General features: G+C 62.7%; 15 protein-coding genes. 10 read left to right on the top strand and 5 right to left on the bottom strand.

Going from position 1 to position 15,606, the window contains the following annotated elements; all coding sequences use genetic code 11:
* Nucleotides 1–7: 7 nt before the first annotated feature.
* Together H145_RS0105825 and ispG are read left to right on the top strand one after the other, a co-directional pair.
* Complete coding sequence (locus tag H145_RS0105825; RefSeq protein WP_026351288.1) at nucleotides 8–664, top strand: NAD(P)H-binding protein; 657 nt, start codon at nucleotides 8–10, stop codon at nucleotides 662–664.
* Nucleotides 665–810: 146 nt separating this feature from the next.
* Nucleotides 811–2,910, top strand: coding sequence for a (E)-4-hydroxy-3-methylbut-2-enyl-diphosphate synthase (ispG, locus tag H145_RS22590; RefSeq protein ID WP_019947201.1), 2,100 nt, complete (start codon nucleotides 811–813; stop codon nucleotides 2,908–2,910).
* A gap of 16 nt (nucleotides 2,911–2,926) precedes the next feature.
* Here ispG and H145_RS0105815 read toward each other — a convergent pair whose 3' ends face one another.
* The gene (locus H145_RS0105815; protein WP_019947200.1) at nucleotides 2,927–3,112 is read right to left on the bottom strand and encodes a type II toxin-antitoxin system HicA family toxin; all 186 of its coding nucleotides are present in this window, start codon (nucleotides 3,110–3,112) and stop codon (nucleotides 2,927–2,929) included.
* 12 nt (nucleotides 3,113–3,124) lie between these two features.
* On the bottom strand, nucleotides 3,125–3,337 hold the full coding sequence (locus H145_RS20135; RefSeq protein WP_019947199.1) for a type II toxin-antitoxin system HicB family antitoxin: 213 nt from the start codon (nucleotides 3,335–3,337) through the stop codon (nucleotides 3,125–3,127).
* Between the two features lie 140 nt (nucleotides 3,338–3,477).
* Here H145_RS20135 and H145_RS0105805 point away from each other — a divergent pair, with 140 nt between their 5' ends.
* The 5 genes from H145_RS0105805 to H145_RS22585 all read left to right on the top strand — a co-directional run bounded on the left by H145_RS0105805 (nucleotide 3,478) and on the right by H145_RS22585 (nucleotide 7,641).
* Nucleotides 3,478–4,152 carry a Rossmann-fold NAD(P)-binding domain-containing protein gene (locus H145_RS0105805; protein ID WP_033425946.1) on the top strand — a complete coding sequence of 225 codons (675 nt, stop codon included), beginning with the start codon at nucleotides 3,478–3,480 and terminating at the stop codon, nucleotides 4,150–4,152.
* 139 nt (nucleotides 4,153–4,291) lie between these two features.
* Entirely contained in the window at nucleotides 4,292–6,061 is a 1,770-nt protein-coding gene (locus H145_RS0105800; RefSeq protein ID WP_019947197.1) for an AMP-dependent synthetase/ligase, read from the top strand.
* An 89-nt stretch (nucleotides 6,062–6,150) separates the two neighbouring features.
* Complete coding sequence (locus H145_RS24455; protein WP_019947196.1) at nucleotides 6,151–6,324, top strand: DUF6728 family protein; 174 nt, start codon at nucleotides 6,151–6,153, stop codon at nucleotides 6,322–6,324.
* 128 nt (nucleotides 6,325–6,452) lie between these two features.
* Complete coding sequence (locus H145_RS0105790) at nucleotides 6,453–6,821, top strand: MmcQ/YjbR family DNA-binding protein (protein WP_019947195.1); 369 nt, start codon at nucleotides 6,453–6,455, stop codon at nucleotides 6,819–6,821.
* Nucleotides 6,822–6,870: 49 nt separating this feature from the next.
* Nucleotides 6,871–7,641, top strand: coding sequence for an HNH endonuclease (locus H145_RS22585; RefSeq protein ID WP_019947194.1), 771 nt, complete (start codon nucleotides 6,871–6,873; stop codon nucleotides 7,639–7,641).
* Nucleotides 7,642–7,829: 188 nt separating this feature from the next.
* Here the strand turns inward: H145_RS22585 and leuS are convergent, their stop codons facing one another.
* Entirely contained in the window at nucleotides 7,830–10,673 is a 2,844-nt protein-coding gene (gene leuS / locus H145_RS0105780; RefSeq protein ID WP_019947193.1) for a leucine--tRNA ligase, read from the bottom strand.
* Between the two features lie 116 nt (nucleotides 10,674–10,789).
* Here leuS and H145_RS0105775 point away from each other — a divergent pair, with 116 nt between their 5' ends.
* Nucleotides 10,790–12,655, top strand: a complete 1,866-nt coding sequence (locus H145_RS0105775; RefSeq protein ID WP_019947192.1) for an SWIM zinc finger family protein — start codon at nucleotides 10,790–10,792, stop codon at nucleotides 12,653–12,655.
* 174 nt (nucleotides 12,656–12,829) lie between these two features.
* Here H145_RS0105775 and H145_RS0105770 read toward each other — a convergent pair whose 3' ends face one another.
* The gene (locus H145_RS0105770) at nucleotides 12,830–13,516 is read right to left on the bottom strand and encodes a hypothetical protein (RefSeq protein ID WP_026351286.1); all 687 of its coding nucleotides are present in this window, start codon (nucleotides 13,514–13,516) and stop codon (nucleotides 12,830–12,832) included.
* A gap of 131 nt (nucleotides 13,517–13,647) precedes the next feature.
* Nucleotides 13,648–14,163, bottom strand: coding sequence for a pyridoxamine 5'-phosphate oxidase family protein (locus H145_RS0105765; RefSeq protein WP_019947190.1), 516 nt, complete (start codon nucleotides 14,161–14,163; stop codon nucleotides 13,648–13,650).
* A 149-nt stretch (nucleotides 14,164–14,312) separates the two neighbouring features.
* Here H145_RS0105765 and H145_RS0105760 point away from each other — a divergent pair, with 149 nt between their 5' ends.
* Nucleotides 14,313–14,921, top strand: a complete 609-nt coding sequence (locus tag H145_RS0105760; RefSeq protein ID WP_019947189.1) for an acyl carrier protein phosphodiesterase — start codon at nucleotides 14,313–14,315, stop codon at nucleotides 14,919–14,921.
* A gap of 439 nt (nucleotides 14,922–15,360) precedes the next feature.
* The coding region (locus H145_RS20125; protein ID WP_019947188.1) for an IS1/IS1595 family N-terminal zinc-binding domain-containing protein at nucleotides 15,361–15,606 on the top strand (246 nt) is incomplete at its 3' end.

Below are 15,606 nucleotides of genomic sequence, written 5' to 3'. Positions count from 1 at the left end.
CGTTACCATGCAAACCGCACTTTTGATTGGGGCCACCGGCCTGGTAGGCGACTACCTGCTGCGCCAGCTGCTCGCCGACGAGCAGCTGCGGCACCTCAAAGTTTTCACCCGCCGGCCCACCGGCTACCAAAATCCGCGGCTGGAGGAGCATCTGGTTGATTTCGACCAGCCCCGCGCCTGGAGCCATTTGCTGACCGGCGACGTGCTGTTTTCGAGCCTGGGCACCACGCTGGCCCAGGCTGGCAGCCAGCAGGCCCAGTATCAGGTTGATTACCAGTATCAGTACCAGGCCGCCAAAGCCGCCGCCGAAAACGGCGTGCCGGCCTACGTGCTGGTGTCGTCGGCCGGGGCCGATGCCGAAGCGCTGCTCTTTTACAGCCGCATGAAGGGCGAGCTGGAGCGCGACGTAAAGCGGCTGCCTTTCCAGCGCATCCGCATTGTGCAGCCCGGCATTTTGGCCGGCCCGCGCGCCGAAAGCCGGCCGGCCGAAAAAGTGGGCCTGTGGCTGGCTACGGCGGCCAGCGCCATGCCGCTGCTGCGCAGCTACCGCCCCATTCATGCCCGCACCGTGGCCCGCGCCATGCGCCACGCCGCCCTCAACGAAACCCCCGGCGTGCAGACCTACGCGCTCGAACAGGTGTTTTCGCTGGCCGGGAAGGAGTGAGTTTGGGTGATGGGGTGATGAGGTGATGAGGTGATGACAGTGCCGTTCCCTCATCACCTCATCACCTCATCACCCCATCACCCAACCTCACCGCTTACCTTTGTGTTGCCGCGCAACTTTCGCCCGCGGCCCCTGGTTTTCCTGCTATGAACAAGACGTACTGCCCCAGCCTGACCGAGTACAAGCGCCGCCTGAGCCGCGAGGTGAAGATTGGCGACCTGCCGGTGGGCGGCCTGAACCCGATTCGGGTGCAGAGCATGACCACCGTGGACACCATGGACACGCTGGGCTCGGTGGAGCAGACGCTGCGCATGGTGGAGGCCGGCTGCGAGTACGTGCGCATCACGGCCCCCAGCGTGAAGGAGGCCCAGAACCTGCTCGAAATCAAGAAGGAGCTGCGCCGCCGCGGCTGCCAGGTGCCGCTGATTGCCGACATCCACTTCACGCCCAACGCCGCCGAGCTGGCCGCCCGCATTGTGGAGAAAGTGCGCGTGAACCCCGGAAACTACGCCGACAAAAAGAAGTTCGACGTCATCGAATACACCGACAGCAGCTACGCGGCCGAGGTGGAGCGCATCCGCGAGCGGTTCCGGCCGCTGGTGCAGATCTGCAAGCAGTACGGCACGGCCATGCGCATCGGCACCAACCACGGCTCGCTGTCGGATAGAATATTAAGCCGCTACGGCGATACGCCGCTGGGCATGGTGGAGTCGGCGCTGGAGTTTTTGCGCCTCTGCGAGGAGGAGAACTACTACGACGTGGTGCTGAGCATGAAGGCCAGCAACACCCAGGTAATGGTGCAGGCTTACCGTCTGCTGGTGCAAAAGCTCGACGAGGAAGGCCTGCAACCCTACCCGCTGCACCTGGGCGTGACGGAAGCCGGCGAGGCCGAAGACGGCCGCATCAAAAGCGCCGTGGGCATCGGTACACTGCTCGAAGACGGCCTCGGCGACACCGTGCGCGTGAGCCTGACCGAAGCCCCCGAAGCCGAAGCCCCCGTGGCCCGTATGCTCATCAACCGCTACACCCACCGCGCGGAGGAAGCAAAGCCGATTGAAGCGGTCAGCTTAAAGCTGTTAGCTGATAGCTCTTCGCTGAACGATGCTATTAGCCAGCAGCTAACGGCTAACAGCTCCAATAAAGACGAAGCTGACAGCCAGCAGCTATTAGCTAACAGCTCAAAGTCCCCCATCAATCCGTTCCAGTACCACCGGCGCGACACGCACGAGGTACTCAATTTCGGGGGGCTGAACGTGCCGCGGGTGATTACCGATTTGTCGCGGCTGCCGCGGCTGGAATACGCCGACCTGCGGGCTGCCGGGCACCTGTACTCGCCGTTTCTGGATAAGTTTCAGATGAGCGACCTGGGCGCCGACTACATCTATACCGGCGAGCGGCCGGCGCCGTTCATGCTGCCCAACGGCCTGCGCGAAGTGGTGAGCTACACGGCCTGGCTCGATGCCGGCCGCCGTGCCGACCACTACCCGCTGCTCACGCCCGATTCGTACATGGCCGACGACGCGCCGCTGCATCCGGAGCTCAATTTCCTGCTGCTGGAGCTGGCCAGCCTCGATGCCGACCTGCTGGCGCGGCTGCGGCCCGAGCGGCGGGTGGTGCTGGTGCTGGAAACCACCAACGCCCACGCCATGCCCGAGCTGCGGCAGGCGTTTTTTGCCCTCATCGAAGCCGGCGTTACCTGCCCGGCAGTGGTGCGCCGCGTCTACACCATGCGCAACCCCGCCCAAACCCAGCTCGACGCCGCCACCGACGTCGGCGGCCTGCTCATCGACGGCCTCGGCGACGGTATCTCGCTCTGCACCGACCTGCTGCCCACCGACGACCAAGAGGCGCTGCTGCGCGACATCGACGGCCTCAACCAGCTCAGCTTCGGCATTCTACAGGCGGCCCGCACCCGCATGAGTAAAACCGAGTACATCAGCTGCCCCAGCTGCGGCCGCACGCTGTTCGACTTGCAGGAAACCACGGCCATGATTCGCCAGCGCACCGACCACCTCAAGGGCGTTAAAATCGGCATCATGGGCTGCATCGTGAACGGCCCCGGCGAAATGGCCGACGCCGACTACGGCTACGTGGGCGTGGGCAAGGGCAAAATCGCGCTCTACCGCGGCCAGGAAGTCATCAAGAAATCGGTGCCCGAAGAGCGCGCCGTAGACGAGCTGATTGACCTGATGCGCGAGGACGGCAAGTGGGTAGAGAAGGAGGTGCTGGAGCCGATGGGAGGGTAGGTGATATCTCTAGGCCCTAAATCTTCGGAATTCCCAGCTGCTTACAGATTTCCTTGCATAACTCCTCGTCAATGTCGCCGTGGCGCGGAACGCTGGTGCGCTTGCCGGTTTGCTCGTTCTTGTGAATATCGTGGCGGCTGCCGTGGCGGTGGAGCGGGCAGTTGTGGCTTTCCAGGTGCTTGATGAACTTGCCGCGCTTCATGGCAACGAGAGGCTAAGCGAATTCCAGTTCTTCCTGCGCAATGATATTGGCAGAATTGCCGTCCGAATCATCTTCCCGCATATCTTCCAGGTAGAGGGCTAGTGCATCGTGGATGTTCTCCTTCACTTCGGCTACCGTGTCGCCCTGAGTAAGGACGCCTGGTAACTCCTTTAACTGGCCAATGAGCCGCTTTTTTCCCTGGCGGATGATTAAGGTGAGTTTCATAAGTAGAAGAAATAGAGGTTAGCTAAAGTAACGAAGAAACAGCCAACATCGTGCTGGCTTGCAATACAGCCAATCCAGCCCGCATTTTTCAGTTGGATTAACTTCTAATTTTTTAGTCTTACAATCCTGCGCCACGCTCCATGAAACTACGTGTCATCATCACCGGAGCAACCGGCATGGTAGGAGAGGGCGTGCTGCATGAAGCTCTACGCGACCCCGAGGTGGAGCAGGTGCTCTCCGTCAGCCGCCGACCCAGCGGCTACACCCATCCCAAGCTGCGGGAGGTTCTGGTGGCCGACTTTTTCGACCTCGCGCCTATTGCCGACCAGTTGGCGGGCTACAACGCCTGCTTCTTCTGCCTCGGCGTATCGTCGGTGGGGCTGAAGGAACCGGAGTATAGCCGCCTGACTTACGAGCTGACTTTGCACTTCGCCCGCACGCTGCTGGCGCGCAACGGCTTCGGCCTCACGTTCTGCTACGTGTCGGGCGCGGGCACCGATTCTTCGGAGCGGGGCCGCTCGATGTGGGCGCGGGTGAAGGGCCGGACTGAGAACGAGCTGCTGGCCCTGGGCTTTCGGGCGGCATATATGTTCCGGCCGGGCTTTCTGCGGCCCACGCCGGGCCTGCGCAATACCCTGGGCTATTACCGCTACATCGGCTGGCTGTACCCGGTGCTGGGCGGGCTGCTGCCCCGCTACTTCGGCACGCTGGCCGGGCTGGGCCAGGCCATGCTGCGGGTGGCACAAACCGGTTACGCCCGCCCGTTGCTGGAGGTGCCCGACATCGAGCGGCTGGCGCGGGAGCCGGCTGAATAGGAACCGGCGGCTGCGGAAGCCAAACAGCGGCTTCAACCAACAAAATTATGGCCTATTGGCCGCGGGCGGGGCTGGCCGGACTGGTTGAGCTATGTTTGCGGTTTGCCGCTGCTCCGTGCTTCTCCCGAATTCCCGCGCCATGACGTTTTCCCGCACCTTCGATTTGCTGGCCCACCTGGCCGAAACCACTCCCCGGGCCGATTGCCTGGTAGAAAAGCGCGACGGCCGCTGGCAGCCGCTCAGTGCCCAACAGGTGCAGCAAAGCGCCGACCAGGTCAGCCTGGGCCTGCGGGCGCTGGGCGTGGGGGCCGGCGACAAAGTAGCCATCATCTGCAACAACCGCCCCGAATGGGTGGTGGCCGACATGGGCATTGCCCAGCTCGGTGCCGTGAGCGTGCCGATGTACCCCACCATCACCGTCGACGATTACCGCCACATTTTCCAGGATGCCGGCGTGCGGGTGGTATTGGTGCAGGATGCGGCGCTGCTGACCAAGGTGCAGCAGGCCGTGGCCGGGCTCGAAGCGGGCCCCGCGCACATCTTCACCTTCGACCCCATGCCCGGCACGCCCTCGCTGGCCGACCTGCTGGCCCGGGGGGCCGCTGCCGACCCGGCCGAGCTGGCGCCGCTCAAGGCCGCCGTGCAGCCCGACGATTTGCTGACGCTCATCTACACCTCGGGCACCACCGGCCGGCCCAAGGGCGTCATGCTCAGCCACCGCAACATCCTCTTCAACTGCGAGAATCTGCTGACCTACCTGCCGCTGGCGCCGGGGTCCAAAACGCTCAGCTTTCTGCCGCTGAGCCATATTTTCGAGCGCACGGCCACGTTTCTGTACCTGCAATTGAAGATGACCATTTACTACGCCGAGAGCGTGGCCCTCATTGCCGACAACCTGCGCGAAGTGCAGCCGCAGGCTTTCACCACGGTGCCGCGGCTGCTCGAAAAGATATTCGACAAGATTGTGGCCACCGGCCAGCAGCTGACCGGGGCCAAGCGCCAGCTGTTCGACTGGTCGCTGAACCTGGGCCTGCGCTACGATACCCAGCAGAACCAGGGCTGGTGGTACAACGCGCAGCTCGCCTTGGCCAATAAGCTGGTGTTCAGCAAGTGGCGGGAAGCCTTGGGCGGCGAGGTGCGCTACATCATCTGCGGTGGCGCGGCGTTGCAGCCGCGGCTGGCGCGGGTGTTCTGGGCGGCCGGCATCCGGGTGATGGAGGGCTACGGCATGACCGAAACCTCGCCCGTAATTGCCGCCAGCCGCCCCGAGCCGGAGAACAACCTGATTGGGGCCGTGGGCCCGGTGCTGCCCAACGTGGAGGTGAAAATTGCTCCCGACGGCGAAATCCTGACCCGCTCGCCCTCCGTGATGCAGGGCTACTATAATCGCCCCGACCTCACGGCCGAGGTTATCGACGCCGACGGCTGGCTGCATACCGGCGATATCGGCGAGCTGGTGCAGAGCAAGTTTCTGAAAATTACCGACCGCAAGAAGGAAATGTTCAAGAACGCCAACGGCAAGTACGTGGCCCCGCAGCCCCTGGAGTCCAAGCTGTCGGAGTCGCCGCTGGTGGAGCAGGTGATGGTGGTGGGTGAGGGCGAGAAGTATACGGCCGCGCTGCTGGTGCCGGCCTTTGCCGAGCTGCGCGCCTGGGCCGCCAGCCAGGGCCTGCCCGCCGAGCTGTCGGACGCGGCGCTGGTGGCCGACGAGCGGGTGCAGCAGCGCTACGAGCAGCTCCTGAAGGAAGCCAACGCCCACTTCGCCGACTGGGAGCAAATCAAAAAAGTAGCGCTGGTGGCCGTGCCCTGGAGCATCGAATCGGGCGAGCTGACGCCCACGCTGAAAGTTCGGCGCAAGATTATCCGCGAGAATAACAGGCAGCAGCTGGAGCAGCTTTACCGCGGCTAGAGTCGGCATTTCATCCATTTATGAAGCGGCCGGCAAATCTTTTTCCGGTGCCCGATGTTATCTTTCCGAATCCGCAACTCCTTCTTTTTATGCGTAAAAATCTGTTCGACCTCGGCCCCGTGTTCGGTTATTTCTTTCGCAAGAACGACCCCAGCCGGCCCACCAACTTCAACCTGCGCACCATGCACTTCATCAATAAGCTGAGCATGTCGATGTTTCTGGTGGCGTTTCTGGTGCTGATGTACCGCTGGTTTATCCGGTAGGCCCAAACCGCAAAGTCCCTTGTCATTCTGCGCTTGCGAAGGACCTTATTACGCGAGAGCAAAGTCTCTAAACGTGATAAGGTCCTTCGCAAGCGCAGAATGACAGTTTTTTTAGTCAGAATCGACCCATGCATATCGAAGACTTCCGCGACTATTGCCTGCTGAAAGCCGGCGCCACCGACGATATGCCCTTCGGTCCCGATACGCTCGTGTTCAAGGTTGGCGGCAAGATTTTCGCCCTCACTGACCTCACTACCTTCGCCAGCATCAACCTCAAGTGCGACCCCGAGCGGGCCCAGGAGCTGCGCGAACGGCACGAATACATCGTGCCCGGCTACCACATGAACAAGAAGCACTGGAATACGGTGCTCCTCGGCACGGGCATTTCGGGCGGGCAGCTGCGCGAGTTGATTGACCACTCCTACGACCTCGTGCGCGCCTCGCTGCCCCGCGCCGTGCGGGCCGAGCTGGCGGCCCAGGAAGCGGAGTCGGCATAACCCCGGCGCGGGGCAGGCGTACACGCGGGACACCACACCCCCCCCGCTTATGCGCCTCAGCAACTCCCACGACGATATTGCCGCCAATATCCGCACCTTTGAAAGCTACCTGCACGGCGACGATGCCGAAGCCCGGCAGTTGGCCCTGCGGTTGCTGGAGCGTGGCAGCTACTTCGTGGTGGCCGAGCTGAACGGGGCCATGCGTTTCTACCCCAGCTCGTTCGTGGGCTTTCAGGGCAACTCGGCGGCCAGGCACGTTGGCCAGGCCGGCAGCGGGGTGCGGGCCACCACCCGGGCCCTCGAAAAGGCCCTGCACGCGCTGCCCTTCGCCAGCGAGAAGCTCAACGGCCTGTACCAGGAGTACGCCCGCTCGCTGGGCCTGGAAAATCCCAAGGAAAAGCCGCCCTACGCCAAGGCCCGCCGGTTCTGGCTCACGCCCGGCAACTCGCTGCAACTCGACCTGAACGAGTTTGCCAGCGCCGCCAACGCGCACCCCGACTTCCCCGAAGGCAAAGCCGCCGCCCGCCTGCACCACCGCTTCGACCGGCGCCGTAAGCCTACCGAAGCCGCCCGCCACGCCTATATTCACGAGCACGGCCACCTGTTCTGCCAAGTGTGCGGCTTCGATTTCGAGAAGACCTACGGCCGCCCCGGTACCGATTTCATCGAGTTCCACCACACCGTTCCGCCCGCCGAACTCACCGAATCCTGCCGGCCCAAAGCCTCCGAATACGCCGTAGTGTGCGCCAACTGCCACCGCATGCTGGAGCGCCACCGCCCCTGGCTGACGCTGCCGGATGTGAAGCAGGTGCTGGGGTAGATTTTAGGTATTAGGGGGTTAGGTATTAGGGCTTGGAAAAAGAACTGTCATTCTGAGCGGAGCGAAGAATCTCGCGTGCCAAAGTAATTTCCTACGACAGGACTACTATAGCACGCGAGATTCTTCGCTCCGCTCAGAATGACAGTTCTTTTTCTAAGCCCTAATTCCTAACCTCTAACACCTAAAAATTACACCACGATATTCACCATTCGCCCCGGCACTACAATTACCTTTTTGGCGGGCTTACCTTCGGCGAAGCGCTCCAGCACATCGGTGGCGCGGACGGCGGCTTCAATCTCGGCGGCGGTGGCGGCGGCCGGGAACTGCAGCTGCTCGCGCACCTTGCCGTTGATGGCCACCGGGTAGTTCACCGTGTCCTCGACCAGGAATTCCTCGCGGAACTCGGGGTAGGGAGCCTGGCTGATGGAGCCGGGCGCGTGGCCCAGCTCGGCCCACAGCTCCTCGGCCAGGTGCGGCGCGTAGGGCGAGAGTAGCACCACCAGCGGCTCCAGCACGGCCCGCTTGTGGCAGGCTAGGGCCGTCAGCTCGTTCACCGTAATCATCAGGGCGCTGACGGTGGTGTTGAACGAGAACCGCTCGATGTCTTCCTCCACCTTGCGGATGGCCTTGTGCAAGGCCTTCAGCTCGGCGGGCGCGGCGGGCTCGTCGGTTACGGCGAAGGCACCATCCTGGGGGTGGTAGAGGCGCCAGAGTTTTTTCAGGAAGCCCGCTACGCCGCTCATGCCGTTGGTGTTCCAGGGCTTAAACTGCTCCAGCGGCCCCAGAAACATCTCGTACATCCGCAGCGCATCGGCCCCGTATTGAGCCACCAGCACATCAGGATTTACGACGTTGAATTTGGCTTTAGACATTTTCTCGACTTCTGAGCCACAGATATAGCGGCCATCATCTTCGAGAATAAATTCTGCCATTGCGTAATCAGGACGCCACTTTTTAAAGCTTTCTGTATCCATGACATCGTTGTTTACGATGCTCACGTCCACATGCAAAGCGGTGGTTTCATATTGGTCTCTCTTGCCCAGCGAGACGAACGTATTGGTGCCGTTGACGCGATACACGAAGTTCGAACGGCCCAATATCATCCCCTGATTGATGAGTTTCTGGAACGGCTCATTAGCCGTTACCAGACCCAAATCTTTCAGGAACAGGTGCCAGAAACGGGAGTAGAGCAGGTGGCCGGTGGCGTGTTCGGCGCCGCCGAGGTAGAGGTCCACGTTCTGCCAGTAGGCTTCGGCTTCTTCGCCCACGAACCGCTCGGCGTTGTGCGGGTCCATGTAACGGAGGTAGTACCAGCTCGAGCCGGCCCAGCCAGGCATGGTGCTCAGCTCGTAGGGGTACTGGCCCTTGTACAGCCAATCCTGGGCGCGGGCCAGGGGCGGCTCGCCGGTTTCGGTGGGCTTGTAGGCGTCAATTTCGGGCAGCACCAGCGGCAGGTCGGCTTCGGCCACGCCGTAGGCTACGCTGTCCTTGTAGTAAATCGGGATGGGCTCGCCCCAGTAGCGCTGCCGGCCGAAAATGGCGTCGCGGATGCGGAAGGTGGTTTTCGGCTCGCCCACGCGGTTGGCCCGCAGGCGCAGGCGCAGCTGCTCCAGGGCCTCGTCGTAGGTGAGGCCGGTGATGAAGCCCGAGTTGATGTAGCGGCCCTCCTTGGTGGGGTCGGCCTGCTGGTCGAGGTTCTGCTGGGCATCCAGAATCTGGCGGATGGGCAGGTTGAAATGGGTGGCGAACAGCCAGTCGCGCTGGTCGCCGCTGGGCACGCCCATCACGGCGCCGGTGCCGTAGCCGGCCAGCACGTAGTCGGCGGTCCAGACGGGCACGTACTCCAGCGTGAACGGGTTCTGCACGTAGAAGCCGGTGGGCGCGCCGCTCACGGTTTTCACGTCGGTCTGCCGCTCGCGCTCCGAGCGGTTGACGGCCGTTTTCACATAGGCCTGCAGCTCGCTCCACGTTTGCGAGGCCTCGGGCGAGTAGTCGGCCTGGGCCGCGGCCCGCTCGCCCAGCGCCAGCGTGAGGTCCAGCTCGGGCGCCAGCACCAGGAAAGTGGCGCCGAAGATGGTGTCAACGCGGGTGGTGAACACCTCGATTTCCTCGGGTTGGGGCTTCATCTCGCCCTCGGCGGTGCGCAAATACACCGGGAACCGCACGCTGGCGCCCTGGCTCTTGCCAATCCAGTTGCGCTGCATTTCCTTCACGGCGTCGGGCCAGTCGAGCTGGTCGAGGCCGGCGAGCAGGCGGTCGGCGTAGGCGGTGATGCGCAGGTTCCACTGGGGCATCAGCCGGCGCTCAACGGGGAAGCCGCCGCGCTCCGAGAGGCCGTCTTTCACCTCATCATTGCTGAGCACCGTGCCCAGGCCGGGGCACCAGTTCACGTAGGTATCCTGCTGGTAAGCCAGCCGGTAGGGGTGTACGGCCTGCAGGCGCTGCTTTTCTGAGAAGCTCTGCCACTGCCCGGCCGTAAAGTCATGGCGCTCGGCCTCGTCGCCGGCCGCCCGGATGCCCGCGCTGCCGCCCGTGGCAAACTTGTCGAGCAGCGTCTTCAGCGGCTCGGCTCGGTTGGTTTCCAAGTTGTACCAGCTATTGAACAGCTTGAGGAAAATCCACTGCGTCCACTTGTAATATGCCGGGTCGGAGGTGCGGATTTCGCGGCTCCAGTCGTAGCTGAAGCCCAGGGCCGAAAGCTGGCGGATGTAGGTACTGATGTTCTGCTCGGTGGTAACGGCCGGGTGCTGGCCAGTCTGGATGGCGTACTGCTCGGCGGGCAGCCCAAACGAGTCGAAACCCATGGGGTGCAGCACGTTATAGCCGCGTAGCCGCTTGTAGCGGGCCACGATATCGGAAGCAATGTAGCCCAGCGGATGGCCCACGTGCAGCCCCGCCCCGCTGGGGTACGGGAACATATCGAGCACGTAATATTTGGGCTTCTCGGAGGCGTTATCGGCCTGGAACGTCTGGTGGTCTTTCCAGAAGTCCTGCCACTTTTTCTCAATATCCTGGGGATGGTAGCCGGGCATGGTTGACGGAGCTGTTAGCTAATAGCCGTCAGCGGATAGCTTTCGGGCTGTAGGTTGGAGGCGTGTAAGCGGGCGAAATTACGGAAATTTACCCCCGCCCATTTACCCCCAAGCCTATGTTCACGCGCCAGAACCTGAAAGCCGCTGCCAACACCACCAGCTACGAGCGGGGCCAGCAGTATTTCAAACGGGGCTACGTGGGCAAAATCAGCCGCGAAAATAACACGTTCAAGGCCCGCGTGGAAGGCTCCGAGCGCTACAAGGTGCGCCTCACGGTGGAGAAAACCGGGGCCACCTACCGCTGCAACTGCCCCTACGACTACGACGGCATCTGCAAGCACGCCGTGGCGCTGGGTTTGGCCGTGCTGCAAAAGTTCGGCTCGCCGGTTGAGCCCCTGCCCATGCCCGATACCAGCGAGCAGGCGCTGCTGCAGGCGTTACTGGACACGCCCGTTACCACCCAATTGGCCTTTCTGACCAACCTGCTGCGTACCGAGCCCAGGCTGCGGGAGCAGTTTCTGCTGCACCTGGCCCCCGCCGCCGCTGCCGCCGCTCCGGCTCCGCCCAAAAGCGCCGCTGCCCCAGCGGAAGAGCTGACGACCATCGAGGAAGTGAGCACCGAAGTGTACGAGGCGCTGGCCGACCTGGTGTTCGATGACGACGCACTATCGGAGCACACCGATTATTACAGCGAATACCTGCATGACGAGGGTGACGGTATGCTGGAGCTGGCTGACGGAATCATCGGGGACGTGCTCCTGCCTTTCGCCCGCCTCGTGGCCGGGCACCTGGCCCAGGGCCGCCTGACCCGCGCTCTGGAATACTGGATTGGCGTGTACGAGGGCGCGGTGGCTGCCACCGACCCGGCCGACGACGAGTACAGCCTGTTCAGCTACGAGGGCTACCCGGCGCGGGTGCTCGACTGCTGGGACCGGCTGCTGAATGAGTCGGGAGTTGATGCGCGGCTGAAAACCACCGACTTCGGCGACGCCAAAACGGAGGCCGCACTAACGCTGCTTTTCGACCGCTACGCCCAGCAAGGCTCCCCGCCCGACTACTTCGCCGACCTGCTGGCCGACCTGACCCGCACCCCGGCCGCCGCGGCCCGGCTGCGCCCGCGCCTCGAAGCCACTGGGCGGCCTCTGAGCCCCGACCAGGCCCACCTGCTGCTGCACACCGCCGAGGCGCTGGCCGACGACGCGCTGTGGCGGCGCACCGCCGAGGCCCACGCCGGCCAGGATTTCGGCCTGCTTCAGCGCCTGCTCGACCATTACCGCCAGCGCGATGACCGCCCCAACCTGCTACGGCTGCTGCGCCAGCACCGGGAGCAGTTCAGCCACCGCCTCGACCCCTACATCCTCGAACACCTGACGCTGGCCGACGACGAAAGCCTGTACCTGACGGCCCTGGAGCAGCGCTGCCGCAGCACTCAGTCGCTGGCCGATTACGAGCAGCTGCGGCCGCATTGGAGTGCGGCGCAACGGCGGCAGTTCGTGGACGAGCAGGTGGAGCGCCAGCGCAAGGCTTGGGGCGGCAGCAACCCGCTGTTCGGGGCCGGGCTGCTGGTGGCCGAAAACCGCGCGCCGGAGCTGCTGGCCTACCTGCTGGCCCAGCAGTGGCTGAGTGCCAGCGGCATCCCGGAGCTGCTTGCCCTCACGGCCCGCCTCCAGCCCGAAGCCACCTTCGACGCCGTAATGGAGCGCACCGAGCAGGCGCTGGCCAGCAGCCGGGGCCGCGACGTGTACCAGCGCATCACCTCATGGCTGCTGGCCCTCAACGAGTTCGAGGCCCTGCGGCCGGGCATTGCTCTTTTTGCCACCCATCTCTACACCGAATACTCCAAGCTGAACGCCCTGCGCGAAGAATTGCGGGCTGCCAAGCTCGTGAAAACCGAAAGGTTTGGCAAAACTTACCGCCTGGTGCCACCCACCCCCGAAGACGACGAGCTGCGGGAGCTGCTGCGCGACCGGAAGAAGCGGTGAGGGAGGGGGAGCTTAGAAGTGAGAGATGAGAAGTGAGAACGTCATTCTGAGCGAAGCTGAAGAATCTCTACCGCTTCGTTGCAGTCGTCAGGATTGGCATTGCGGTAGAGATTCTTCGGCTTCGCTCAGAATGACGTTCTATTTGGCATCTTATGCCGTACCGTTTCTCACTTCTCACTTCTCACTTCTAAGCTCCCAGACCCCTTCCGTGCTCAGCACCCGAAACCGGGCGAACATTTCCTCCGAATACCAGTCTTCCTGCCGCGTGAGGCGGATAACTTCCTTGTGTTTCTCGTTGCGGTAGGCGTAGTCCTGCATTTGGCGGGCCGAATTCCAGAGGCTGACGGTGGCCTGGCGCACGATGGGCAGCTCGCCCAGCCCGATGGCGGCGCGCACGCCCGGCGCATCGGCAATAGTGGCGCTTACCGGGGCCACGTAGCGCCAGAAGCGGGGCGTTTTCAGCAGCCGGATAGACGCCCGCGTGAGCACCAGCACCGGCTCGTCGGGCGCGGCCGTTTCGGAGGCGTAGTCGAACGGGTTCACCCCATCCCAGAGGCCGTGCGCCTTGATGGGAGTCAGGTGGGCCGTCCAGATAGCGGTGGTGCGCTCCCGAAACTGCTGCCAGAGCGGGTGCTGAGCAAAGAATGTCTCGGCGGCGGCTTCCGATTCCCAAACGGCCATCAGGCCGTAGCGGCGCAGATTGGGCAGGGCGCCAAAACCATTGGTGGCCCCGCTGCCCAGCAGCTTGGCGAACTTCAGGCCCGCTACCCGCCGTAGGGGTTGCTGGGCGGTGCCCATCTGGGCAAACCCCCAGCGCCGCTGGTCGGGGAGAAGGGTGATAATAGAAAGAGTAGTCAGCAAGGTTGAAAAGCTTGTAGAACAGCTCCGCGTCCTCTGCGGAAACCTCTGCGCGCCGCTGCGGGAAACGCTAATCGGACAACAAAAAAAGGCCGGAATTGCTTCCGGCCCTTTTGCAATCAGCCAAATATAGGCTACTTGGGGTTCACTTTGGCGTGCTGGTTCACGTCGTCGGAGTCGCTCTTCTCGCCGGTGGCTACCGAGCGCACGTAGGCGTAGGCGCGGCTGAGCAGGCCGCTGGGCGAATCCCAGTACTCGCCTTTGTCAATCTCGACCTTCAGAATCATGATGTTCGGGTCATCCTTGCCCTTGGGGAACCAGGCTTTCATGTCCTCGCTCCACAGCTCGTCGATTTTGGCCTGGTCGCGGTAGGCGTTGCAGCGGCCCGAAACCGAGGCGTACACGCTGTCGTCGGGGTTGCCGTAGCTCAGGCCTACGTGGCTGTCTTTCTTTACTTCGTACACCTTGGCCGAGTCCTTATCGGTCAGGAAGAGCAGGGAGTTGTCGGCCTCGGGCTTCTGGGTGGCCATCGGGCGGCTGCGCAACGACTGGTCCTCATCGGAGGTAGTCGTCATCATGCAGATGTTGATGTCCTTGATTTTTTCGAGCAGTTTCTTAACGTCGTTCGTTACGGGCGTTTTCTCAGCCATGACAGGGCGGGTTTGGGTTGCGTAAATAATAGGAAGCAAGCGCCCCAACCAGAGCCGGAGGCGCGAAAGTAAATACGGCCCGGCTCCGGTTGGGGTTGGCCCCGCGGCCCGCATTGCCCGTATTTTACCGACCTTGCCCCCCGCTACCCATGAATTTTCTGGCCCACCTGCTGCTCTCCGGCTCGCCCGCCACCACGCCCCACTACGAAGACTTAGTAGTGGGCAACTTCGCGGCCGAAGCCGTGCGGGGCCGGGCCGGGCTGCTGGTCTACCCCGAGCCCGTGCAGCGCGGCATCCGCCTGCACCGTTTCATCGACTCGTTTACCGACGCCCACCCCATCGTGCGCCGCACCACCGCCCGCCTGCGCGCCGCCTCGGGCCTGGGCAAGTGGGCCGGCGTGGTGGCCGACATGGGCTACGACCACCTGCTGGCCCGCGACTTCGCCCGCTACCACCCTGCCGAGCCGCTCCCGCAGTTTGCCCAGCGCCAGTACGCCCTACTGCACGCCCGCCGCCACGAAATACCCGAGCGCCTCCAGCCCCTGCTGCACCACATGCGCCTCGGCGACTGGCTGACCGGCTACGCCCACCCCACGGGCCTGCAACAGGCGCTGCTGGGCCTCAGCCGCCGCGTGCCCGCCGGCGCCGTAATGGCTACCGGAGCCGCCGCCTTCCTGGCCGAGCTGCCCGCCTACGAGGCCGATTTCGCGGAGTTCTGGCCGGAATTGCGCGCGGGGGTGGAAGAACTCCTGAGCTGAGTTATCTTGAGTAAAAGACTTCTTGGTATAACAGCGTATTGCCAAAAACAGCAGGTCTTATAAAAGCGAGCTGTAAGCGGCTATTGGTAAGCAACTCAATTGAACCTGTGTATTTAAGCTGTATAGTTGGGTGGCTTATCGTGAGGGAATTACCATCGTGTGTGTAATTGTATTGAACTAAGTTATTACCACTACCCAAAAAGACAAGGCTACCTTGATCTGTTAGCGTGGAGCCAGAAAAAGTTATGGCTGTATTCGGACCAGCTAATAAGGAAGTGACAGGCCCTATCTTGTTATCAGAACTATAAGATGCAATATGTACGCTGTCGGCGGCCCATTTGCCTTCTAATGAGGGAGCGGGTGCTACTTGTTTTTTCTCGCAGCCTGCGCTCATAAAAAGGGTCGTGTGTTAGATAAGTAGAAAGTACTATCTTGGGGTATGATCTACGAAGCTGTTGTTTGTCCGCATTGCCACCAGCCTGAACACGTGTACCGGCATGGGCGTACAGCCGATGGACGACAGGGCTACCGCTGCACGAGGTGTCGCCGCCGCTTTCAGCTACACTATCAGCACAAAGGCGCGGCGCCTGGCACGGCCGACAAAATTGAGCAGTTGGCCCTGAACGGCAGCGGCATTCGCGACACGGCCCGCGTACTGGGCATCAGCGCGCAAACCGTGATGGCG

It is taken from the genome of Hymenobacter aerophilus DSM 13606 (genome assembly GCF_000382225.1).
GTDB lineage: Bacteria > Bacteroidota > Bacteroidia > Cytophagales > Hymenobacteraceae > Hymenobacter > Hymenobacter aerophilus.
Note: the sequence above shows the minus strand (reverse complement) of the source record. Positions and strands in the feature narration are given on the sequence as shown.